This window comes from Rhizobium sp. NZLR8 (genome assembly GCF_019685025.1).
Classification (GTDB): domain Bacteria; phylum Pseudomonadota; class Alphaproteobacteria; order Rhizobiales; family Rhizobiaceae; genus Rhizobium.
Genome location: NZ_JABDVY010000003.1, coordinates 579,247 through 600,292 on the forward strand (window position 1 = coordinate 579,247; position 21,046 = coordinate 600,292).

Genomic DNA, 21,046 nt, shown 5'->3' on the forward strand with positions numbered 1-21,046 from the left:
AATGGCAGAGGCAGCAGTGGACCGGAGTTCAAAATCCGGCTTGGGTCCGGCTGGCAAGCCATTTTCCACCTTCGAACGCCTCGTGGCGTGGCGCTATCTGCGCGCCCGCCGCAAGGAAGCCTTCATCTCGGTCATCGCCGGCTTTTCCTTCGTCGGCATCACGCTCGGCGTTGCGACGCTGATCATCGTCATGGCCGTGATGAACGGCTTCCGCACCGAGCTCGTCTCGCGCATCCTCGGCATTAACGGCCACATGATCGTCCAGCCGTCCGATGGTCCCTTCACCGATTATCCCGACCTCTCCAGCAGGCTGGCCGCCGTGCCCGGCGTCAAAATGGCGCTGCCCTTGGTAGAAGGCCAGGTGCTTGCCTCGGCCCAAGCTGGCGGCAGCACCGGTGCTTTGGTGCGCGGCGCCCGCGCCGAGGACTTGACCAAGCTGAAGACCATCTCCGACAACATCAAATCAGGCGACATGGTGGGTTATGCCTCCGGCCAAGGCGTGCTGATCGGCACCGGCATGGCCAACCAACTCGGCCTGAGCGTCGGCGACCTCATCACCCTGACCTCGCCGGATGGTGACATTACGCCGATGGGCGTCAGCCCGCGCGTCAAGTCCTACAAGATCTCCGGCCTCTTCGAGATCGGCATGTCGGAATATGATTCCTCGATCATCTTCATGCCGCTCGAGGAAGCGCAGCTTTATTTCAATGCCGAGGGACTGGTGCAGTCGATCGAGCTTTTCGTCGACCACCCCGACGATATCGACACTCTGAGGCCCAAGGTGGAGGAAGCGGCAGGCCGCCAGATCAACCTCACCGACTGGCGCCAGCGCAATCAGACCTTCTTTTCGGCGCTGCAGGTCGAGCGCAACGTCATGTTCATGATTCTGACGCTGATCGTGCTTGTCGCGGCGTTGAACATCATCTCCGGCCTCATCATGCTGGTGAAGGACAAGGGCAGCGATATCGCCATTCTGCGCACCATGGGCGCCAGCGCCGGCGCGATCATGCGCATCTTCTTCATGACCGGGGCGGCGATCGGTATCGTCGGCACCGTTGCCGGCGTTCTGCTCGGCGTCCTCGTCTGCGTCAACATCGAATCCATCCGCCAGTTTTTCTCCTGGATTTCGGGCACCGTGATCTTCAATCCGCAGGTCTATTTCCTCAGCCAGCTGCCGGCCGAGATGGATCTCAGCGAAACCATCTCGATCGTCGTCATGGCGCTGACGCTCTCCTTCATCGCGACCATCTTCCCGGCCTGGCGCGCCTCCAGGCTCGATCCGGTGCAGGCCCTGCGCTACGAATAAGGAATGCCGCCTTCATGAAACGCAACGTCGTTCTCAAGCTTACCGGCGTCGAGCGCCATTACGGGCAGGGCGATACGCTGCTCCCGATACTGAAGAGCGCGGATTTCTCGCTGTCGAAAGGCGAGATCGTCGCTCTCGTTGCTCCCTCCGGCACGGGCAAGTCGACCCTGCTGCATGTCGCCGGCCTCTTGGAACATCCCGATGGCGGTGAAGTCAGCATCAACGGCCATGCCTGCGACGGCCTGAGCGATGAGAAACGTACCGCGATCCGCCGCAGCGAGATCGGCTTCGTCTACCAATTCCACCACCTGTTGCCGGAATTTTCCGCACTCGAGAACATCATGATGCCGCAGCTGATCGCTGGGCTGTCCTGGAAGGAGGCCGGTGAGCGGGCGGGCCAGCTTCTCGATTATATGCGCATCGGCCATCGTGGCGCCCATCGCCCTGGCGAGCTTTCCGGCGGCGAGCAACAGCGCGTCGCGATCGCCCGCGCCGTCGCCAATGCGCCGAGCTTGCTTCTTGCCGACGAGCCGACCGGCAACCTCGACCCGGAAACGGCAAGTTACGTCTTCGATGCGCTGGAAGCGCTGGTGCGCCAGTCCGGCCTCGCGGCCCTCATCGCCACCCACAATCACGAGCTCGCCCGCCGCATGGATCGGCGCGTGACGATCGCGGATGGCAAGGTCGTCGATTTCTAGAGCATGTCGCCCGGACGTGTGCAGCGGTTCCGGGATAACGCTGCAAAATCTAACGCGGCGATTACGGGATGACCAGCCCGCCGCGATAATCGAGCATATAGGCCTTCTGGCCGTCTACCATGATGCATTCGTGGCCGCTGAACCGCTCGCAACCGCCTTCGCTGCGGTCGAGATAGCGGCCCGTTGGATGATCGAATTCCATCCCGCCGAGAAAGCGCCCCTGCCGATACATGGCTGAAAGTGCCGCTTTGATCACCGCCCCGGCGGTAGCGCCGTCGATGAGATCTGGTGCGACGATCCAACCGAAATAGTTCATCACCCACACGGGCTCGCCGGCAAACCACACCACCTCCTGTCCGGCGAAATCGGTGCCGCCGAAATAGCTGTCGAGATAGCGCCAGTCGCCGCGCTCATAGCCCATATCGTGGGCACCCGGCCGGCAGGGCGCGCGCGGCACGCCGCTGCCGCCATAGGTCGCAGCCTTCGCCTCCACGACGAATTCGTTCAGCATCGCAATGTCGAGCATGTCGTTCTCCTCTCGGCCGGATGCTGGCAAATATGCAGTGATCTGTAAAGAACAAAAAAAGAACATCAGCCGAGACAAGCGGGTCGTCTTGAGAGGAGGTCGGCCGTCTGGCGACCATGTCACGATCTACGGCAGATCGCGAAACAACATCGCTCCTCATCAGATCGCGTCCCGGACCTTACCGAATCGCAATGCGCATCCCGGGATTTTCTAACGCAAGAAAGAAGGAAAAGATTCCTGTTGACAACGGAACAAACATCGAACAAATTGAAAACATAACAAGTAAAGGAGAGCCAAATGACTGACATGATCCGTGATATCGCAGCATTCACCTCCATCGCAATGTTCGTTGCCAGCTTCTCGCTCATCGTCATGGCAATCTAAACTTTTCAGGGGACCGCATGGCAATCATGCGGTCCGGACGCGGGACTTCTTCTGGACATCTTCGCCCTCTATGCCGACAATGCGTCCGATTCATTCGGGTGATTGGGAAGGCATGGCATGGCGGATACGGCAAAGGGTTCAACGGCTGAGGTGACCGGCGGCACGCCGGGCTTCATCCACCTGAGGGTCCACTCCGCCTATTCGCTTCTCGAAGGCGCCTTGCCGCTGAAGAAGATCCTTTACAAGGCGACCGGCGACAGCCAGCCGGCGATCGCCATTACCGACACCAACAATCTGTTCGTCGCGCTGGAATTCTCCCAGAAAGCGATGGAGGAGGGCCTGCAGCCGATCATCGGCTGCCAGGTCTCGATCGACATGGAAGACGGGCTGGAAACGGAAAAGCGCGGCGGCCAGCAGGCCCTGATCAAGCTGCCGTCGATCGTTCTTCTCGCTGCCACCGATGCCGGTTACGAACGGCTCGTCGACCTCGTCAGCCGCGCCTATCTCGGCGGCGAAAGCAACCAGGCCATTCATATCAAGGCCTCCTGGCTGGAAGAGGCCGGCACAGAAGGGTTGATCGCCCTGACCGGCGCCCTGACCGGGCCTGTCGACGTGGCGATCAAGGAGGGCCATGCAGCCCAGGCGGAAGTCCGGCTGCTTGCGCTGAAGCGTCTCTTTGGCGACCGGCTCTATGTCGAGCTGCAGCGGCACGGTACCTACGACAAGCGCCATGAGCAGAGGATCGTCGGGCTTGCCTATCTCAACGACCTGCCGCTGGTTGCGACCAACGAGGCCTTCTTTCCGACACGCGACGATTACGACGCCCATGATGCGCTGATGGCGGTCGCCCACAATGCCATCGTCTCCGACGATAGCCGCTTTCGCCTGACCCCGGACCATTATCTGAAGAGCCGGGCCGAGATGGCCAAGCTCTTCGCCGATCTGCCGGAAGCGCTGGAAAACACCATCGAGATCGCCAAGCGTTGCTCCTTCGTGCTGAAGACGCGAAAGCCGATCCTGCCGCGCTTCACCGGTGCGACCGACGATCCCGAGGAGGCCGAACGCGCCGAGGCGAGCGAACTGCGCCGCCAGGCAGTCGAAGGGCTGGACATGCGGCTTTCGACGCTCGGCATGTCGCCGGGTTACGAGGAAAAGGAATATCGCGAGCGACTGGATTTTGAACTCAGCGTCATCGAGCGCATGCGTTTTCCCGGGTACTTCCTGATCGTTGCCGACTTCATCAAATGGGCCAAGCAGCAGGATATACCGGTCGGCCCGGGCCGCGGTTCGGGCGCAGGTTCCCTGGTCGCCTACGCGTTGACGATCACCGACGTCGATCCGCTGCGGTTTTCGCTGCTCTTCGAGCGCTTCCTCAATCCGGAACGCGTCTCGATGCCGGACTTCGACATCGACTTCTGCCAGGACCGCCGCGAAGAGGTGATCCGCTACGTCCAGGCCAAGTATGGCCGCGAGCAGGTGGCGCAGATCATCACCTTCGGTTCGCTGCAGGCGCGCGCCGCCCTTCGCGATGTCGGCCGCGTGCTGGAAATGCCTTACGGCCAGGTAGACAAGATCTGCAAACTCGTGCCGAACAATCCGGCCAATCCGACGCCGCTGTCCAAAGCGATCGAGGAGGAGCCGAAGCTGCAGGAGGAGGCGGCGAAGGAGCCGGTCGTCGCGCGCCTGCTCGACATTGCCCAGAAGATCGAGGGGCTTTACCGCCATGCCTCGACGCATGCCGCCGGCATCGTCATCGGCGACCGCCCGCTTTCCAAGCTGGTGCCGATGTATCGCGATCCGCGCTCCGACATGCCGGTCACCCAGTTCAACATGAAATGGGTAGAGCAGGCCGGCCTGGTCAAATTCGACTTTCTTGGCCTGAAGACGCTGACGGTGCTGAAGGTCGCGGTCGATTTTGTCGCCAAGCTCGGCGTCAAGGTCGATCTCGCGGCGATCCCTCTCGACGACAAGAAGACCTACGAGATGCTGTCGCGCGGCGAGACGGTCGGCGTGTTCCAGGTGGAAAGTGCCGGCATGCGCAAGGCGCTGATCGGCATGAAGCCGGACTGCATCGAGGACATCATCGCCCTGGTGGCGCTCTACCGTCCGGGTCCGATGGAGAACATCCCGACCTACAATGCCCGCAAGCACGGTGAAGAAGAGCTGGAATCGATCCATCCGATGATCGACCACCTGCTCAAGGAAACCCAAGGCGTCATCGTCTACCAGGAACAGGTGATGCAGATCGCCCAGGTCCTGTCCGGTTACTCGCTCGGAGAAGCCGATCTTCTGCGCCGCGCCATGGGCAAGAAGATCAAGGCCGAGATGGACCAGCAGCGCGAACGCTTCGTCGTCGGCGCCGTCAAGAACGGCGTATCGAAGCCGCAGGCCGACAATATCTTCGAACTGCTGGCGAAGTTCGCCAATTACGGCTTCAACAAGTCGCATGCCGCTGCCTACGCCATCGTCTCCTACCAGACGGCCTATATGAAGGCGCATTATCCGGTCGAATTCCTCGCCGCCTCGATGACGCTCGACATGTCCAACACCGAAAAGGTCAACGATTTCCGCCAGGATGCCAAGCGCCTCGGTATCGAAGTGATCGCACCCTCGGTGCAGACCTCCTTCCGCCATTTCCAGACCGGCGCCAACCGCATCTATTATGCGCTCGCCGCCCTCAAGGGCGTCGGCGAATCCGCCGTCGACCATATCGTCGAGGTGCGTGGCGACAAGCCTTTTGCCGGCATCGAGGATTTCTGCCTGCGCATCGATCCGCGCCAGGTCAATCGCCGCGTGCTTGAAAGCCTAATTTTTGCCGGCGCCTTCGATTGTTTCGGCACCGACCGCGCCCAGCTTTCGGCCGGCCTCGACCGCATCCTCGGTTATGCCCAGCGCGCCCAAGAGAACAAGCTGAGCGGCCAGTCGGACATTTTCGGCAGCACCCTGACCTCGGGGCCGGAAAAAATCTCCCTGCCGCCGTTCTCGCCCTGGCTTGCCTCCGAGCGGCTGCTCAAGGAATTCCAGGTGCTGGGCTTCTATCTCACAGCCCACCCGCTCGATTCCTACAGCAACCTCCTGCAGAAGATGCGGGTGCAGACCTTTGCCGAATTTTCCCAAGCAATCAAACAGGGCGCCTTCAATGCGCGCCTCGCCGGCACCGTCATTTCGAAGCAGGAGCGCAAGACCCGCACCGGCAACAAGATGGGCATCATCGTCTTTTCCGACTCCTCCGGCCAGTTCGAGGCGGTGCTGTTTTCGGAAATGCTCAACCAGTATCGCGACGTGCTGGAGTCGGGAAAATCCTTCGTGCTGACCGCAACCGGCGAGGAGCGGCCGGAAGGCATCGGCTTGCGCATCCAGACGATCCAGTCGCTGGAGGAAAAGTCGCTGCAGATGCAGAAGGCGCTGCGCGTCTATGTCCGCGATTCCGGACCGCTGAAGATGGTCGCCGGTCATCTCAACGCCAAGGGCGACGGCCTCGTGTCCTTCATCGTCATCAAGGAGGAGGGCAAACGCGAGGTGGAAGTGGCGCTGGCGGAGAAATACCGCATCACCCCGGAGATCGCCGCCGCTCTTCGCGCCGCCCCCGGTGTCGTCGATGTCGAGCTTGTCTGATCACCCCGGCTGATGGTGATCAAATCTGGGTGATCGTGATCAGCCACGCGTAATGGTGATGAAATCCGTGCCGTCGCCGGTGTCACGGCCAAGGCCGGTATCGGAGATCGTCAGCGTCGAGCCGGGCGCGATCAGCGCGTCGATCCTGCGGCGGGTCTCCTCCGGGATCGTGATGCGGCTGAGCGACCGGACAATCGGCCTGCCGGTGATGATCGAGCTTTCCTGGTTGGTGATGCCGAGCCGCTTCATCGTCTCGCGGGAGAGATTGTTTTCCAGCGTGATGCCGAGCCAGTCCGCCGTGCCGGCCGTTTCATCGACCGCATGCAGCGTGAAGAAATGTGTGCCAAGCGCCAAGCCCGGATCGGCGATGGTCACCGGCGCTTCGAAGATCGGCTTGAACGCCCGGCGCACCATGATGACGCCGTTCGGCGGTTCACCCTTGCCCGCCGCGGCATAGACTTCCCTCAGGAGCGCGTCGGAGACCAGACTTCTGTCACCGACAAATTCGGCCGGCCGCAGCGTCTTGAAAGTCTTGATCGCCTGCACGGTCGACGGCCCGAGCAAGCCGTCCGGATCGCCGGCGGAAAAGCCGAGCTGGTTGAGCAAGGCCTGGATGTCGATGATCGTCTCGCGCAGCGTGCGGCGGGTGATCAGCATGCTGATCGGCTCGGACGGCGGCTCGGGTTCGTGCGCGGTGATCGGCGAAGCTGCCGGCATCGGCATGGCCGCCGTATCGTTCATCGCCACCTGCACCGGTGTGCCCGGACTGTCGGGCATCGAGGGCCGCAGTTCGACATCTGAAAGCAGCAGCATCGGCGCCGGCGCTTGCCGATGGAAAAGGGTCGGATGGTCGATCGGCTGCGGCGCCACTTGGCCGTCGCTGATGATGACGGGAATGCCGGGCTCGGTCATCCCGTAGAGCATCTTTGCAAAGGCGCCCGGCATGCGCACGCAGCCATGTGAGGCCGGATAACGCGGCACAGAATTCGATTCGTGCAGCGCAATGCCGGACCAGGTCAGCCTTTGCATGAACGGCATCGGCGCCGCCGAATAGAGATTGGATTCATGGTATTTCTGCTTTTCGAGCACCGAGAAGATGCCGCTCGGCGTCGTGTGCCCGTCCTTGCCGGTCGAGACCTTCGAGGTCGCGACGACCTCGGTACCGTCATAGACCGCAAGCGACTGCCTGTCCTTCGAGACGATGATCTGCAGCGTGCGCGCATCTGCGGCAAGGGCAGGGTGCACGAGTGCGGTGGCCGACAGCAAGCCGAGGCCGAAGACGAGACGCGAGAACATGATACCCAACCATACGCAATACTTGCAAGGCACACTATGGGACGAAGTTTAAGGAAGATTTTATAGGCTGCGCGGCAGCCCGGGCTCACGCCTTAGTGATCGCGCTTGCCGCTGCCGAAGGTGTAGCCGGTCTCGACCGTGTTCTTGCCGAACTTGTCGCGCAGCTTGTCCATCGCCGCTTCGGCGGCCGCTCGCCGGCCGGAGTGCCGGTCGATGAGATCGGGCGGATCGGCGCGCGCGGCATCGCCGAGATCGCTGACGCCGATGCCGATCAGTCGGAACTTCGTGCCATCAGTTTCTTTTTCGAGAAGCTCGAGCCCGGTGCGGAAGATCCTGTCGGCAAGCTGGGTCGGGTCTTCGAGCTTGCGGTTGCGGGTGCGCGATTTGAAATCGGCGCTCTTCATCTTCAGGACGACGGTCTGGCCGGCAATGCCGCTTTTCTTCAGCCGCCAGGAGACCTTTTCGGAGAGGTTGCGCAGGATCGGCACCAGATCGTCATAACGCCAGATGTCGTCGAAGAAGGTCGTCTCGGACGAAACGCTCTTGGCCGCATCGTTGAGATGCACTTCACGGTCGTCGATGCCACGCGACAGCCGGGCGAGCCGCTGGCCGATGCTGCCGTAGCGGCGCATCAGGTCGTTTTCCTCCATCTGCTGCAACTGGCCGATGGTACGGATGCCATCTGCCTCCAGCGTCGCCGCAAAGGCCTTGCCGACGCCCCAGATGGTGGTGACGGGGCGCGGCGCCAGGAACTCGACCGCTTCTTCACGGCCGATGACGGAAAAGCCGCGCGGCTTGTGCAGGTCGGAGGCAACCTTGGCGAGGAATTTGCAATAGGAAAGCCCGACCGAAACGCTGATGCCGATTTCCTTTTCGACCCGGCGGGCGAATTTGGCGAGGGTGCGCGCCGGCGGATCGTGATGCAGCCTCTCGGTGCCACCAAGCTCGAGGAAGGCTTCGTCGATCGACAGCGGCTGCACCAGCGGCGTCAGATCCTGCATCATGGCGCGCACCTGGCGCCCGACCCGGACATATTTCTCCATGTCGGGCCTGATGACGATCGCCTCGGGGCATGCTTCCAGCGCTTTGAACATCGGCATCGCCGAACGCACGCCGTGGATGCGGGCGATATAACAGGCGGTGGAGACGACGCCGCGTTTGCCGCCGCCGATGATCACCGGCTTGTCGGCAAGTTCCGGATTGTCGCGTTTCTCGACGGCCGCGTAAAAGGCGTCGCAATCAATATGCGCAAGCGTCAATGCGTAGAGCTCGCGATGGCGCACCAGGCGGGGGCTGCCGCAGGACACACAACGGCGCGCCTCGCCCTTCTGCTCGGCAAGGCAGTCGCGACAGAAGCCGGGTGTCTTGTCGGGCGTGGGCGTCATCATGAGAACAAAGATTGAACGCCGCAACATTACGCCCTAAGCTTCCGAGTCTCAAGAGAGGCGGGAGCTTTGCCTTTGGATAACGATCTTCGTTTCGAGCCGGTAACGCCAGAACGCTGGGGCGACTTCGAAATCCTGTTCGGGCCGTAAGGTGCCTTCTATAATTGCTGGTGCGTCGCGCTGCGCCTGCCGCATGCGATAAGAACGAAGATGGCGACCGAGGAGCGCAAGGCGCATATGCAGGACCGGATCAAGGCGGGGCCGCCGCCGGGCATTCTCTGTTATGCGGATGGCGCACCGGTTGCCTGGGTGCAGGTCGGGCCGCGCCATGACGTGCCGCAGTTCAATTCGCCGCGCACCGTCTCGCGGCCGCTGGAGGAGGGTGATGCGCATGATCCATCCATCTGGGCCGTCAGCTGCTTCTTCCTGCTGCCCGGACTGCGTGGCAAGGGAATGAGCCATCGCCTGCTTTCCCTTGCGATCGACCATGCGCGGCGCCAGGGAGCGCGGCTGCTCGAAGCCTGTCCGATCGATCATGTGAAGCAGTCGAAATCCGTGACCCTCTGCGTCGGCTCGACGGCGATCTTCGATGCGGCCGGATTCGAGATGGTGGCACGGCGCAAGGATGGCCGTCCGCTCATGCGGCTGGAACTGCGCGCATGAGAGCGCCGGAAAGAAAATGCGCCTCGATCAATTCGGCCGCATGCGTCCAGTCGCTGGCGCGGCTGATGTCGTCAGCGGCAGCCGGTGCGAAACGATGGACGGGCGAGTTCGGCATCAGATGAATCAGCAGGCAATCGGCGACGTGATCCCTGACGGAATGCAGATTGCGCGCCATATCATCGATGAAGACGACGGGAAGGGAGCGGCTGGCATGCAAGGCGTGAACGATCGGCCCCTTCGGCTGCTCGGTGGCAAGCAGCGGAAAAAGCAGGCCCAGCCTGTCGAGCAGGCGGCGGCGCTGATCCTGGAACCGCGGCTGCATCGCCGTCAGGAAAAGCACGTCGGCCTCCTGCGAAAGCCGGTCGAGCGTTTCGACGACGCGGTCGAGCGGCGTCTGCCACAGCTCCTGCGCCTCGAAGAATTCCTCGATCAGCCGGCTGACCTGCGGATCCTCGATCTCCGCGCCATCCTCCTGCGAGACGATGTTGCCGTGAAGCTTAAACGATCGCGGCAGAAACGCGTGTCCCTGGCTTTGAAGGAAAAGCTGGAAAGGACCGATGAACTGCAGCACGACGTCGTCGACGTCGCAGACGATCAACGGGCGTTCGCCGAGGCGGATATGCGAGACATCGAGGTCCGGAGTGCAGGCCACGGTCAGTATTCTCCGGAATCGAGACCCGGCGAAGAGAAATGCCGCCAGGCGGCGGTCACCGTCTCCGGGCTGATGCCGCTCGCAGCGCAGAAAGCCATCGCCGTCGGTTCGTGGTTCATCAGGAAATCCATCATGCCGGCAAGGAATCCCGGGTCGTCGACGGCGTTGCGCACCTGGCCGGGCGCGACACCCGTCAGGGCGAGGAATCGGCCGAACATGTCGGGATCGCCGGCGAGCCAACCGAGCACGGCGATCGCGGTTGCGTGCGGGTCGGCGGCCTGTTGTTTCGAAGTCTTGAAGTTGCTTTGCATTTCGAGGGGTAAGTTACCTTTTCTTCAACCAAATACCGCTAGCGTGCGCTATCGGTTTCACGGAGCTATTGTCCGCATGTGCCTTTCTCATGGGACCAACCGCTGCTTGAACGGACGTAGGGACAGCTTGTCATGCCCAAACAGGTGATGATTGTAGAAGATAACGAGCTCAACATGAAGCTCTTTCGCGACCTCATCGAGGCGTCCGGGTACACCACGATCCAGACCAGAAATGGCATGGAGGCGCTCGATCTGGCGCGCAAGCATCGCCCCGACCTCATCCTGATGGATATTCAGCTTCCCGAGGTTTCCGGCCTCGAAGTCACGAAATGGCTGAAGGAAGACGACGAGCTGCACGTCATTCCCGTCATTGCCGTCACGGCTTTCGCGATGAAGGGCGACGAGGAGCGGATCCGCCAGGGCGGCTGTGAGGCCTATGTTTCCAAGCCGATCTCGGTTCCGAAATTCATCGAGACGATCAAGACCTATCTGGGCGATGCCTGACGCATCGGAAAGACACCTATGACTGCGCGAATACTGGTGGTGGACGATATTCCGGCCAATGTGAAGCTGCTCGAAGCGCGGCTGCTCGCGGAGTATTTCGACGTCATGACCGCGGCCGACGGCTACACGGCGTTGGCGATCTGCGAGCGCAACCAGGTCGATCTCATCCTGCTCGATATCATGATGCCCGGCATAGATGGTTTCGAGGTCTGCGAGCGGCTGAAAGCCAGCCAGAAGACCGCGCATATTCCCGTCGTCATGGTCACCGCGCTCGACCAGCCGGCCGATCGCGTCCGCGGTCTGAAGGCTGGCGCCGACGATTTCCTCACCAAGCCGGTCAACGATCTGCAGCTGATCTCACGGGTGAAGAGCCTGCTGCGGTTGAAGACGTTGAGCGACGAGCTGCGCATTCGCGCCGACACCGCCCATACGATGGGCATCGACGACCTCACGCGGGCAGTCGAGGGCCGCGCCGACGAGACCGCTCAGGTCCTGCTCGTCGACGGCCGCGCCAATTCGCAGGAGCGCCTTATCAGAGCGCTGAAGCCCGTTGCCGACGTGCTTGCCCTCTCCGATCCGCAGGCCGCCCTCTTCGAGGCGGCCGAAAGCGCGTTCGATCTCGTCATCGTCAACGCCAATTTCGACGATTACGATCCGCTTCGCCTCTGCTCGCAGCTGCGCTCGCTGGAGCGCACGCGCTTCCTGCCGATCCTGATCATCACCGAGCAGGGCGCTGACGAGATGGTCGTGCGCGCGCTCGATCTCGGCGTCAACGACTACATCATCCGCCCGGTCGATCCCAACGAGCTGGTTGCCCGCAGCCTGACGCAGATCCGCCGCAAGCGCTACAACGACCGTCTGCGCGCCAGCGTCAAGCAGACGATCGAGCTTGCGGTAACCGATCCGCTGACCGGCCTCTATAACCGGCGCTATCTCGACAATCATCTGAACGTGCTCTTCAACCGTTCAATGGCGCGCGGCCGGCCGCTTTCGGTGCTGATCACCGATATCGACCGCTTCAAGCAGGTCAACGATACCTATGGCCATGACGGCGGCGACGAAGTGCTGCGGGAATTTGCAAATCGCGTCCGTTCGACCATTCGCGGTGCCGACCTTGCCTGCCGCTACGGCGGGGAGGAATTCGTCGTTGTAATGCCCGACACCTCGCCTGAGATAGCCGCCGCTGTCGCCGAGCGCCTGCGCACGGCGATCGAAAGCGCTCCCTTCATGCTGAAACACGCCGGTGAGGCGCTGAACGTCACCGCGTCCTTCGGCATCGCCTCGCGTATTGCAGCGGTGCTGACTCCGGACCAGCTGATGAAGCAGGCCGATCTGGCTCTTTACGAGGCCAAGAATACCGGCCGCAACCGCGTTGTCGCCGCAGCCGCCTGACGAATCATCTGTCGCCTTCTGTGCCGTCTACGGGTTTTCCACAGTGGTAAGCGAATTATTACCGATTTTTAATGCCCGCCCGCATGGCGCGGGGTGAAAATTTTGCCGCCAAATAGCCCAAAAATGGATTTCCGGCTTTGCTGCCGATGCGCCGCTGCCCGATAGTCTTGAAAGTGTGCGGCCATAGCTAAAAATGAAATAGCGACTATAAAAAATTCCCCATGCCGATAGGGCGAAATACAGTGCGATGGAGCCACCTCACCTAAGGGGAGGGGATGGGTAAGTTATTACGTTATAGTGTAGAATTTCTTCGAAGCGTGGATGCCTACGCTTCGAGCCCAAGCAGAGCCGACCAATCTTTGTATGCACCAAAACTGGACTTTTAACCATAGAATCAAGTCCGCAAAAATCATCATTAAGAATTTGTTGATTTTCTTTCATTTTTGCGCAAATTATCGGCTCATAAGAGAAGCGCTCCCGTTGAGGAGTTGTCGATACCCCATGATGCTCAGGTCCGCCGCATCTCCTGGGTCGTGGGGTCGGTCGGCTAGTAGGCAAGTTATAGCGGTTCCTCGTGCCGTTTTGCATGCTGGCCGACCCCCTTTCAAGAAAACGCCGCCACTTCCCGAAGATGGAAGGGCGGCGTTTTTCTGTTTGCGCTATCATCTTTAAAGGCGATCACCTGGACAACAAAAAACGCGCAACCCGAGGGCGCGCGCTTTTTTGAAATCCTGAGATCAAGTGACTACTTGATCTTGGTTTCCTTGAACTCGACGTGCTTCCGTGCAACCGGGTCGTACTTCGTCTTCGTCATCTTGTCCGTCATCGTACGGCTGTTCTTCGTCGTGACATAGAAGAAACCGGTGTCGGCTGTCGACAGCAGCTTGATCTTGATTGTTGTAGCCTTGGCCATGGTCGTCCTGCCTTTAAGGAAAATGAAAGCCGTGGAAACCGGATGGGCTCCACGGCAAATTCTGGCGCGAAACTACGAATCTCGCCCGAAAAGTCAAGTCCGTTTTCGAATGAACATCAGTCTGATGCCGGAAAGTAGGGCGTAGAGACCGAAGAACGCGGCAATCGCCCAGGCAAAACCGTTATTTCCGGCGACATCGATCGCTGCGCCGATCGCCTGCGGCCCGGCGACGGTTCCCATAGCGTAACAGAAGATGAAGGCGGCATTGGCCGCCGCAAGGTCGGAGCCCGTCAGCCGCGAGCCGAGGTGGCTAAGCCCGACCGTATAGAGACCGGAGACGCAGCCGCCCCAGAAAAGCAGCAGCCCGGCCATCAGCAGCCAGTTGTCGAGCAGCACCGGCAACACCATCGCGCCGATGAACCCCATCAGCGCCATGCCGGCCAGAAGCGGCCGCTTATCGGCGATGCGGTCGGAGAGCAGGCCGAGCGGGATCTGAAAGATGACGTTGCCGACGCCCATCATGGTGAGCAGAAGTGCTGCCTGCGATTCGGTAAAATGGGCCCGCACAGCAAAGATCGGGAAAAGCGACAGGCCGCCCGCTTCGACCGCGCCGAAGATGAAGACCGCCGCCGTCGCCGTCGGCACCAGGAAAACGTAGCGCATGAAATGCAACTCCGGTTTTTCCTCGAGCACCGGGCTTTCGTCGCGGGCTATGAAGATCGGAATGGCGGCCAGCAGGATGGCGCAGGCGCCGATCAGGAAGGGGAAGATGCCGTCGCTGCCGAGAATCGAGAACAGCAGCGGCCCGGCCGCGAAGCCGAGGGAAAGCACGGTCGCGTAGATGCCGAGCACGAAGCCGCGTTTGGAAGGCGGCGAAGCGGCATTGATCCAGAATTCGGAGAGGATGAACAGCGTCGTCGTCGCGCCATGGAAAGCGAAACGCAGTGGAAACCACATCCAGAAATCCTGGGCATAATAAAAACCGAGCGCGCTCAGCGCCGAAATCAGCACGGCCCAGAGCATTGTCGGCGCAACGCCGTATTTATGGGCGAGCCTAGTGGTGATCGGCGCGGCGGCCATCGCCGCGACCCCGGCCATTGCCGTGTTGAGCCCGATCAGGGTGGACGAGATGCCGCGTTTTTCGAGGATGATGCTGAGAAGCGGAAGTCCGAGGCCGATTGCTATGCCAACGGCAGAAATGGACGAGATGGCTGCCACCAGAGAAGGCCAATGGATTTCTTCGACATCGCCCGGTGTGCCGTTTCTCGGCTGAGACATTTATCCATCCTTAGAAAGCTACGCGCGCGAATCGGCCGGTCACCTCACACAGATAGACACAGACGTGCCAAATCCGGGTGACGGGCAGCGTTTCGCAATATGTCCGATGTGAGTGACCACCTGCGGAATGTAAAGCCTGTTCAGACAAGAAAAGCTTACCATGTCAAATCGTTGAGGATCGTCGGCCGCCGCGTTCGGGTGGTGATCGGTGGAGCGCTGGCACTACACGTCAAATATGTCTGGAAGGTGAAGGCGCTAATCCGACCGGCCGGGGATGTCATAATCGTCGGAACCGTCACTCTCTCCACCGAAACCGTGCATGCGCAACGCCCATTGCAGGCCGATGACGCCGCCCTTGATCGGCTGGATCGAGGCAAGCGCGGTGATGACGGTGATCGGCGCCCAGATGGCAAGATGCGCCCATACCGGCAGCACGAAGGTCATGTCGGTCAGCATATAGCCACCGACCACGACGTGGCCGAGAACGAGGATGACGATATAGGGCGGCAGGTCGTCCGCGCGTTGGTGATACATCGCCTCGCCGCAGGCTGCGCAATGATCGACCGGCTTCAGAAAGGCGCGAAAGAGCTTGCCGCTGCCGCAAGCCGGGCAGCGGTTCATCAGCCCCCGCATGATGGAGCGCCCAACCGGACGCTCGACCTCAGGCATATCCCCGTAGCGGACAGCCGGATCGGTCGGTGTGCGCATCGCATGTTCCTCTTCGGAGCTAAAGAATGTCATTTGAGCCTTCTGATGCGATGAAATACAGGTTAAACGCAAATGAATCAAACGTTTGGCAACGAGCCTCGCCCCAGCGTGCCACAGTTCACGCAGCTGCAGGGCCAATATCTGGCCTCCATTTATGCCTACACCAGGATCTTCAAACGCCCTCTCGCAGAAGCCGATATGCATGGCCACTTTGAGGTGACCGCACCGTCTGTCCACCAGATGGTGCTAACGCTGGAAAAAGCCAGTCTCATTCAACTTGTTGCGACGGCGGCTATCCCGCTGTTTCGCCAGTGCTACTCCGAATATCCCAAGGGCCCGAAACGGCGCTTCGATCTCAATGCCTAACGGCGTCAAGGTATATGCCTTCCGGCTTTCAACATCGATTTGCGCCACGAGTGCTGCCGTTTCGAGCTCTCTCAGATTCCGGGTCAACTCCTTGGCACTGATGCCTTCGATCGCCACGAGCAGCGCATTGTATCGACGCGGTCCGGAAAGCACTAGTACGCGCAAAATATGGAGCTTCCACCGTCCGCCGATGGTGTTGATCGCGACATCAAGCGGGCAGGATGCGGGGTCGTGCTCGGAGGACTCTGGCTCTGAGACCAATAAGGGAACCTCGCGGTGCGTTGAGGCACCTGGGTGCAGCTCGCTAATATCCTCCAATGATGACCTCCGAAGAACCAACAGTACCCGCCGAGTTTAGCGGTCCCGCCCTTTCGATGCCAGCACTTTCGATGCCGGCATGGGTTGACCGTGAAGCCTATCCATTCACCTCAAAGTGGTTCGATCTTCCCGATGGAAGGATGCACTATATTGATGAGGGCGAGGGTGATATTCTCCTATTCGCGCACGGCAATCCCAGCTGGTCGTTTGAATACCGCCACCTCATCCGTCATTTTTCTTCGACTCATCGCTGCATTGCGCTCGATTATCTCGGGTTCGGCCTTTCCGACAAGCCGCCTCACCTGTCCTATCTCCCTCAATTCCACTCGGCCAATCTTGGTCGATTCATCGAAGGGCTCGATCTCAAGAACATTACCCTCGTCTTTCAGGATTGGGGCGGTCCGATCGCGCTCAGCTACGCGGTCGCCAATCCATCGAGAGTGAGTCGGATCATCGCATCGAATAGCTGGTTCTTCGATGTGCGGGAGTATCCGGCCGTTCGACGCTTCAGCCATATTATCGGAAGTGCGTTCGGACGGATGCTGTGCAAGCACCTCAATTTGTTTCCTCGCGTGCTTCTTAAAGCCTCGTTCGGAGATTCCTCGAGGCTGGGTCCAGAGGTCCACGCGCAATATCTGGCGCCGTTTCCAACGGCGGCCGAGCGCAAGGGCACATGGGTTTTCCCGCGCGCCATCGTCGGGGAAAGCTCTTGGCTGGCTGAGATCTGGGCGCGGCGTCACACCTTAAAGGACCGGCCAATACTCCTGATCTGGGGAATGAAGGACCCTGGTTGCACGCCGCTGCTTCCACGCTGGACGGAGGTGTTCACGGACCACCGTCTCATTACGCTCGACGATGTCGGTCACAACGTTGCTGAGGAAGCTGGGCGGCACCTTATCGGCCCGATTGCGAGCTTTCTTTCGGATCGATCACCGTCATGACCTGTGTAGCGATACTAGGTGGCAGCGGCCGCTTGGGCAGCCGCATCGTCGCAAACCTTATCCGGCAGAAGATGCAGGTTCGGGCCCTCGTCCATAGCCACGGACTCGCCGCGGCTGAAAGCGACTATACGGCGGTATATGGCGATGCCCATGACCCTTCTGCGATTCGAGCCTTACTCACAGGTGCCGACGCGGTGATTTCCACGCTCGGAAGTGCCGGTGCACAGATCGCGGACGTCACCTCTGCCGCCGTCAGGAACCTGATCCCGGAGATGACTGCGCTCGAGATCACGCGCATCGTTTCCGTCACGGGATCGGCTGTGCGCGACGACATTGAGGTTGGCAGGGAGCATCCCCACATGGCTGAACGGCGTGCCGCTCCTATGCAGCACATACCCGGACTGGTTCTTGACGGCGAGGGGCATCTGCGGCTGCTGCGGCAATCTACCCTCAATTGGACGGTCATACGATTACCTCGGATGACATCCGATCCCGCCAGGCCAGCCACTCTTCGGGTCGATCCGCCGGTGCCGGCCGAGACGATCAGCTACGAGGCCGGTGCCGAGGCGATTGTTGAAGAGCTCATTTATGCCAGGTGGGTTCGAAAAGCTCCGTTCGCTTCAGAAGCTTAACGGCAGAAGCTTAACGGCTTGTCACAGCGCTTCGCTATGCCGTGCTCGCTGCTGACACGCAAGCTTCGCCGGGGCGACAGCCATGAGCACCGTAAAGTTAACCCTTCGGCGACCGGCGGTGCAATCTTTCGGCATGACACCAGCCGCTCGTGATCCCCTACTCGAGAAGAAGTTGGCAGTAGCCACGCTCGAGGACTGGGCCTTGGCCATCGTTGCGGGGTCCACAATGCTCCAGGCGCGGTATCCGGAAGAGCGAAGATCCTCAGAAGCGCGCTGCCGCTCTTGACCTATTAAAGAGGACGATTCAGCGCAAGGGCTCGACTAAGACACCAACGATCCAACGTGCAAGCGGCATCAGCATGAGGAGGCTCGGGAAGGCTACGAGCCACGACACCGCCCATGCGCCGGGCCAGTGCGCGAAAAAAGCGCTTCCAGCACTCATGCCAGTTGCCACAGCCGAGACTATTGCAGACATCATTAGGGATAGAACGAACGGGATTAGAAGTTTGGAGTAGCCTGCTGGCAGCTTCTTCCATCTGGGATTTTTATTGCGCCGATCGGTCATCGCGATACCACGTTTGTTCCAATTGGCCATATCAATATTGTCCCGCCTTGAGGTCGCCAATGAACTGGTGCAAGGAACGCGGCTCGCCGCCCAAAGCCGCCCTTAGCGTAAGACTGTTACCGCCGAGCCCAAACCTTGCATAATGCTCGTGAACCTTTGAAAGGAGATGCAGCTGATGGTCGTTGTACGGCAAATTCCCGCTCGATGCCCACTCGGCAAAGGAAGGTTCCAGAGCCTCGACGTGACGTCCAAGCGCTTCCGACATCATTTCGGCAATATCACCTCTGTGGTAAAGTCCTTCAGAGCAAAGCTCGAGAGTGGCGAAAGCCAGTCGATCGCTAGTCAGAGCCTCGGCAGCGACGTCGGCAACGTCTCGATAATCAACACGCGCAATGCGCGCGGTCTTGGGGAATGGCTCGGAAAATGTACTCGTCTCCAGCACGTTCGGCCACGCGAGGGCGATGTTCTGCATGAAGTTCGCGGGGTGAAGGATCGTGTACTGTAGACGCGATGAATAGAGCGCTTCTTCCACAGGTATTTTGCTCGCGTGGTTCTTGAGCCGCGTATTTGTTGGCTGAATAACCGATGAGAAAACAAATTTGCGCACTCCGCTGCGCTCAGCGGCCTCGATCATTGAGACACCCATCGCGGCTTCGTCCGGCGCAAATGCTGGTCCGATATAAAAAACGCCATCGACGCCATCACATGCCCGGTCAAGACTTTCTGCATTGCGCAAGTCACCCTCAATAACATCAACCGTGGCGCCCACCTGGGTCTGCACATCTTTTGCGAGATATCGTACTAGCGCCCGAACCGTGACGTTTCGGCGTGCTAGAGCGGGCATTACCAGCCGTGCGAATTTTCCGGTGGCTCCTATCACCAGCACTTTGGGATTGCTTTCGGGCATTCGACTACTCCTCCGGTTTTTGCGTATGTGCGAAGGTAGCGAATTACCAAAACTGTGATAATAGTCTGAATCAGAGATAGACTATCATAATAAATGAGATAATAAATGAAACAACTCCATGATCTCGAGGCGTACGTCGCGATCGTCGAATACCATAGCCTGACTGCAGCAGCCCGCGAGCTTGGAAAACCTCTTCAATCTATCAGCCGTTCATTGGCTGCATTGGAGCAGGAGGTGGGGGTGGTGCTAATTCATCGGTCCACGAGGCGTTTGGTACCGAGCGAAGCGGGCGATGCGTTCTATCGCAGGATCAAGCCAGCCGTTGAGGCAATAAGGGAGGGCGTGCTCGAAGCAACCGACCGCCGGCTTGAGCCGAAGGGACTGTTGCGGATAGGTGCGCCCGTCCTGTTCGGGCCGGACTTTATTGTTCCAATGATTGCGGACTATATGCGGCGGTTTCGGGATGTGGATGTAGATCTTCAGCTCTCCGACCGTTTCGTCGATCTTAGTGATGAACGCCTCGATCTCGTTGTCCGAATTGGCGATCTGCCAGATTCAAGTCTTCAGGCCAAACGACTGGGTGCTTTGCGACGTGTCGTATTCGCATCACCTGGCTATCTCTTGGCACGGGGCCGGCCAGCTTCGCCGAAAGATCTCGCGGCCCACGATTGCCTTGTGCGTACTGTTGATCGGAGTCCCGGTGAATGGGTCTTTCAGGATGACGGCAAGCGAAGGACGATAAAGGTAGGCGGATCATTCAAATCAAACTCCATGACCGCGCTTTATGCAGCCGCAGTCGCGGGTCTCGGTGTGGGTTACTCGCCCTTATGGCAGGTCAAACATCTTGTTGATGAGGGCAAACTCGAGGTCCTTCTGAAGGAATACGAGCCTGCACCGGTCCCGATTCATGCTCTTTGGCAGGAGAACAGATTGCCTCCGGCCAAGATCCGGAGCTTTTTGGACGTACTGAGCCAGAATCTACAGCTTGATAGTCTCTAGGTGTTTAGTCCCGGCATTTGATGGATCGGATCGATGATGAATCGATCCGGCTCCAAAGTCCATTGTTTGCAGATGAACTCGTAAGGCGTGAGGCCGTTAAGCGTCTTGAGTCTGCGCCCGAAATTGTAGGCGTCGATAAAATCGGCCAGATGATTTTTCAATTGCGCATGATCGTCGTAGTGGAAGCGCTTGACGTTCAGCGGGAAATCGATCCACTGGATCGATTCCTGTTCCGCTTCACCTTCCTTGATCGTTCGGTTCATCCGCTCGACCTGTCCGCTGGTCCAGGGGTGTTTCACCTTGGTCAGGCGATGCTCGATGCTGTGATCGTCGCAGACCCAGTCGAAGATGTGCTCTAAGGCATTTCGATCACAAGCTCGGTTGGTGAACTGAATGCCATTGTCGGTCAAAACGATGTGAATGGTGTAAGGCACTGCCGCGATCAGATTGCGCAAGAACTGGGCAGCATTCATCTTGCCGGCTTTGGTATAGAGTTCTGCGAACGCGAACTTGGATGTTCGGTCAATTGCTACAAAGAGATAGAGCTTGCCCTCGGCCGTTCACCGTCCCATTGATCGCCACATGCGGCACGATCTTGCGAGCCTTCAACTCCTCGACGAAGGCTTCCGCGTCGTAGCCCTTGTCGGCGCCCAGCGTCGCCCCTTCGCCAAGGCCCTCGCTCAGTGC

19 protein-coding genes and 3 pseudogenes are annotated in these 21,046 nt (G+C 59.8%); 9 read left to right on the plus strand and 13 right to left on the minus strand.

Annotated features, from left to right (window positions below; translation table 11 throughout):
* Window position 1: 1 nt before the first annotated feature.
* Both HJB89_RS10320 and HJB89_RS10325 read left to right on the plus strand, forming a co-directional pair.
* A complete protein-coding gene (locus tag HJB89_RS10320; RefSeq protein WP_221115183.1) occupies window positions 2–1,306 on the plus strand; it encodes a lipoprotein-releasing ABC transporter permease subunit in 1,305 nt (434 codons plus the stop codon).
* Window positions 1,307–1,320: 14 nt separating this feature from the next.
* A complete protein-coding gene (locus HJB89_RS10325) occupies window positions 1,321–2,004 on the plus strand; it encodes an ABC transporter ATP-binding protein (RefSeq protein ID WP_207583802.1) in 684 nt (227 codons plus the stop codon).
* A 61-nt stretch (window positions 2,005–2,065) separates the two neighbouring features.
* Here the strand turns inward: HJB89_RS10325 and HJB89_RS10330 are convergent, their stop codons facing one another.
* Window positions 2,066–2,530 carry a DUF5680 domain-containing protein gene (locus tag HJB89_RS10330; RefSeq protein ID WP_221149689.1) on the minus strand — a complete coding sequence of 155 codons (465 nt, stop codon included), beginning with the start codon at window positions 2,528–2,530 and terminating at the stop codon, window positions 2,066–2,068.
* A gap of 501 nt (window positions 2,531–3,031) precedes the next feature.
* Here HJB89_RS10330 and dnaE point away from each other — a divergent pair.
* Window positions 3,032–6,529 carry a DNA polymerase III subunit alpha gene (gene dnaE / locus HJB89_RS10335; RefSeq protein WP_221131546.1) on the plus strand — a complete coding sequence of 1,166 codons (3,498 nt, stop codon included), beginning with the start codon at window positions 3,032–3,034 and terminating at the stop codon, window positions 6,527–6,529.
* 39 nt (window positions 6,530–6,568) lie between these two features.
* Here dnaE and HJB89_RS10340 read toward each other — a convergent pair whose 3' ends face one another.
* A complete protein-coding gene (locus tag HJB89_RS10340; RefSeq protein WP_221115181.1) occupies window positions 6,569–7,825 on the minus strand; it encodes a L,D-transpeptidase family protein in 1,257 nt (418 codons plus the stop codon).
* A 92-nt stretch (window positions 7,826–7,917) separates the two neighbouring features.
* The gene (locus HJB89_RS10345; RefSeq protein WP_207584290.1) at window positions 7,918–9,210 is read right to left on the minus strand and encodes a DNA polymerase IV; all 1,293 of its coding nucleotides are present in this window, start codon (window positions 9,208–9,210) and stop codon (window positions 7,918–7,920) included.
* Between the two features lie 75 nt (window positions 9,211–9,285).
* On the opposite strand from HJB89_RS10345, the pseudogene HJB89_RS10350 reads away from it, so the two are divergent.
* A pseudogene (locus tag HJB89_RS10350) lies at window positions 9,286–9,873 on the plus strand (GNAT family N-acetyltransferase).
* Here the strand turns inward: HJB89_RS10350 and HJB89_RS10355 are convergent.
* Window positions 9,848–10,525 (minus strand): hypothetical protein, encoded by a 678-nt coding sequence (locus HJB89_RS10355; RefSeq protein ID WP_221115179.1) that lies wholly within the window; start codon window positions 10,523–10,525, stop codon window positions 9,848–9,850. The pseudogene HJB89_RS10350 and the gene HJB89_RS10355 sit on opposite strands and share 26 nt — an antisense overlap.
* A gap of 2 nt (window positions 10,526–10,527) precedes the next feature.
* Entirely contained in the window at window positions 10,528–10,836 is a 309-nt protein-coding gene (locus tag HJB89_RS10360) for a DUF3572 domain-containing protein (RefSeq protein WP_207583808.1), read from the minus strand.
* A 132-nt stretch (window positions 10,837–10,968) separates the two neighbouring features.
* Between HJB89_RS10360 and HJB89_RS10365 the strand changes: the two genes are divergently transcribed.
* Together HJB89_RS10365 and HJB89_RS10370 are read left to right on the plus strand one after the other, a co-directional pair.
* Complete coding sequence (locus HJB89_RS10365; protein ID WP_003547430.1) at window positions 10,969–11,340, plus strand: response regulator; 372 nt, start codon at window positions 10,969–10,971, stop codon at window positions 11,338–11,340.
* 18 nt (window positions 11,341–11,358) lie between these two features.
* Complete coding sequence (locus tag HJB89_RS10370; RefSeq protein ID WP_221115178.1) at window positions 11,359–12,732, plus strand: PleD family two-component system response regulator; 1,374 nt, start codon at window positions 11,359–11,361, stop codon at window positions 12,730–12,732.
* A gap of 745 nt (window positions 12,733–13,477) precedes the next feature.
* On the opposite strand, the gene rpmG is transcribed toward HJB89_RS10370, so the two are convergent.
* The 4 genes from rpmG to HJB89_RS10390 all read right to left on the minus strand — a co-directional run bounded on the left by rpmG (window position 13,478) and on the right by HJB89_RS10390 (window position 16,315).
* Window positions 13,478–13,645 carry a 50S ribosomal protein L33 gene (rpmG, locus tag HJB89_RS10375; RefSeq protein ID WP_007626161.1) on the minus strand — a complete coding sequence of 56 codons (168 nt, stop codon included), beginning with the start codon at window positions 13,643–13,645 and terminating at the stop codon, window positions 13,478–13,480.
* A gap of 93 nt (window positions 13,646–13,738) precedes the next feature.
* Window positions 13,739–14,923 carry an MFS transporter gene (locus HJB89_RS10380; RefSeq protein ID WP_207583810.1) on the minus strand — a complete coding sequence of 395 codons (1,185 nt, stop codon included), beginning with the start codon at window positions 14,921–14,923 and terminating at the stop codon, window positions 13,739–13,741.
* A 255-nt stretch (window positions 14,924–15,178) separates the two neighbouring features.
* Window positions 15,179–15,631: a DUF983 domain-containing protein gene (locus HJB89_RS10385; protein ID WP_221149700.1), complete on the minus strand. Its 453-nt coding sequence runs from the start codon at window positions 15,629–15,631 to the stop codon at window positions 15,179–15,181.
* A 246-nt stretch (window positions 15,632–15,877) separates the two neighbouring features.
* On the minus strand, window positions 15,878–16,315 hold the full coding sequence (locus tag HJB89_RS10390) for a helix-turn-helix domain-containing protein (RefSeq protein ID WP_221149690.1): 438 nt from the start codon (window positions 16,313–16,315) through the stop codon (window positions 15,878–15,880).
* Between HJB89_RS10390 and HJB89_RS10395 the strand changes: the two genes are divergently transcribed.
* Together HJB89_RS10395 and HJB89_RS10400 are read left to right on the plus strand one after the other, a co-directional pair.
* A complete protein-coding gene (locus tag HJB89_RS10395) occupies window positions 16,315–17,256 on the plus strand; it encodes an alpha/beta fold hydrolase (protein WP_221149691.1) in 942 nt (313 codons plus the stop codon). The genes HJB89_RS10390 and HJB89_RS10395 overlap by 1 nt on opposite strands.
* Window positions 17,253–17,888 carry an NAD(P)-dependent oxidoreductase gene (locus HJB89_RS10400; protein WP_259672001.1) on the plus strand — a complete coding sequence of 212 codons (636 nt, stop codon included), beginning with the start codon at window positions 17,253–17,255 and terminating at the stop codon, window positions 17,886–17,888. Before HJB89_RS10395 ends, HJB89_RS10400 begins: the two co-directional genes overlap by 4 nt.
* A 304-nt stretch (window positions 17,889–18,192) precedes the next feature.
* Here HJB89_RS10400 and HJB89_RS10405 read toward each other — a convergent pair whose 3' ends face one another.
* Both HJB89_RS10405 and HJB89_RS10410 read right to left on the minus strand, forming a co-directional pair.
* The gene (locus HJB89_RS10405) at window positions 18,193–18,453 is read right to left on the minus strand and encodes a DUF2798 domain-containing protein (protein ID WP_221115358.1); all 261 of its coding nucleotides are present in this window, start codon (window positions 18,451–18,453) and stop codon (window positions 18,193–18,195) included.
* A 31-nt stretch (window positions 18,454–18,484) separates the two neighbouring features.
* Complete coding sequence (locus tag HJB89_RS10410) at window positions 18,485–19,360, minus strand: NmrA family NAD(P)-binding protein (protein ID WP_221149693.1); 876 nt, start codon at window positions 19,358–19,360, stop codon at window positions 18,485–18,487.
* Between the two features lie 105 nt (window positions 19,361–19,465).
* On the opposite strand from HJB89_RS10410, the gene HJB89_RS10415 reads away from it, so the two are divergent.
* Window positions 19,466–20,359, plus strand: coding sequence for a LysR family transcriptional regulator (locus HJB89_RS10415; RefSeq protein WP_207583815.1), 894 nt, complete (start codon window positions 19,466–19,468; stop codon window positions 20,357–20,359).
* Here HJB89_RS10415 and HJB89_RS10420 read toward each other — a convergent pair.
* Window positions 20,356–20,919: pseudogene (locus tag HJB89_RS10420) on the minus strand (DDE-type integrase/transposase/recombinase); the annotation flags it as partial. The gene HJB89_RS10415 and the pseudogene HJB89_RS10420 sit on opposite strands and share 4 nt — an antisense overlap.
* A pseudogene (locus HJB89_RS10425) lies at window positions 20,906–21,046 on the minus strand (IS5/IS1182 family transposase); the annotation flags it as partial. The pseudogenes HJB89_RS10420 and HJB89_RS10425, both read right to left, overlap by 14 nt.

Coding starts and splice junctions, on each gene's coding strand:
- HJB89_RS10320 (WP_221115183.1), top strand. CDS start 2: ATGGCAGAGGCAGCAGTGGACCGGAGTTCAAAATCCGGCTTGGGTCCG.
- HJB89_RS10325 (WP_207583802.1), top strand. CDS start 1,321: ATGAAACGCAACGTCGTTCTCAAGCTTACCGGCGTCGAGCGCCATTAC.
- HJB89_RS10330 (WP_221149689.1), bottom strand. CDS start 2,530: ATGCTCGACATTGCGATGCTGAACGAATTCGTCGTGGAGGCGAAGGCT.
- dnaE (WP_221131546.1), top strand. CDS start 3,032: ATGGCGGATACGGCAAAGGGTTCAACGGCTGAGGTGACCGGCGGCACG.
- HJB89_RS10340 (WP_221115181.1), bottom strand. CDS start 7,825: ATGTTCTCGCGTCTCGTCTTCGGCCTCGGCTTGCTGTCGGCCACCGCA.
- HJB89_RS10345 (WP_207584290.1), bottom strand. CDS start 9,210: ATGACGCCCACGCCCGACAAGACACCCGGCTTCTGTCGCGACTGCCTT.
- HJB89_RS10360 (WP_207583808.1), bottom strand. CDS start 10,836: ATGCAAAGCAACTTCAAGACTTCGAAACAACAGGCCGCCGACCCGCAC.
- HJB89_RS10365 (WP_003547430.1), top strand. CDS start 10,969: ATGCCCAAACAGGTGATGATTGTAGAAGATAACGAGCTCAACATGAAG.
- HJB89_RS10370 (WP_221115178.1), top strand. CDS start 11,359: ATGACTGCGCGAATACTGGTGGTGGACGATATTCCGGCCAATGTGAAG.
- rpmG (WP_007626161.1), bottom strand. CDS start 13,645: ATGGCCAAGGCTACAACAATCAAGATCAAGCTGCTGTCGACAGCCGAC.
- HJB89_RS10380 (WP_207583810.1), bottom strand. CDS start 14,923: ATGTCTCAGCCGAGAAACGGCACACCGGGCGATGTCGAAGAAATCCAT.
- HJB89_RS10385 (WP_221149700.1), bottom strand. CDS start 15,631: ATGCGCACACCGACCGATCCGGCTGTCCGCTACGGGGATATGCCTGAG.
- HJB89_RS10395 (WP_221149691.1), top strand. CDS start 16,315: ATGATGACCTCCGAAGAACCAACAGTACCCGCCGAGTTTAGCGGTCCC.
- HJB89_RS10400 (WP_259672001.1), top strand. CDS start 17,253: ATGACCTGTGTAGCGATACTAGGTGGCAGCGGCCGCTTGGGCAGCCGC.
- HJB89_RS10405 (WP_221115358.1), bottom strand. CDS start 18,453: ATGACCGATCGGCGCAATAAAAATCCCAGATGGAAGAAGCTGCCAGCA.
- HJB89_RS10410 (WP_221149693.1), bottom strand. CDS start 19,360: ATGCCCGAAAGCAATCCCAAAGTGCTGGTGATAGGAGCCACCGGAAAA.
- HJB89_RS10415 (WP_207583815.1), top strand. CDS start 19,466: ATGAAACAACTCCATGATCTCGAGGCGTACGTCGCGATCGTCGAATAC.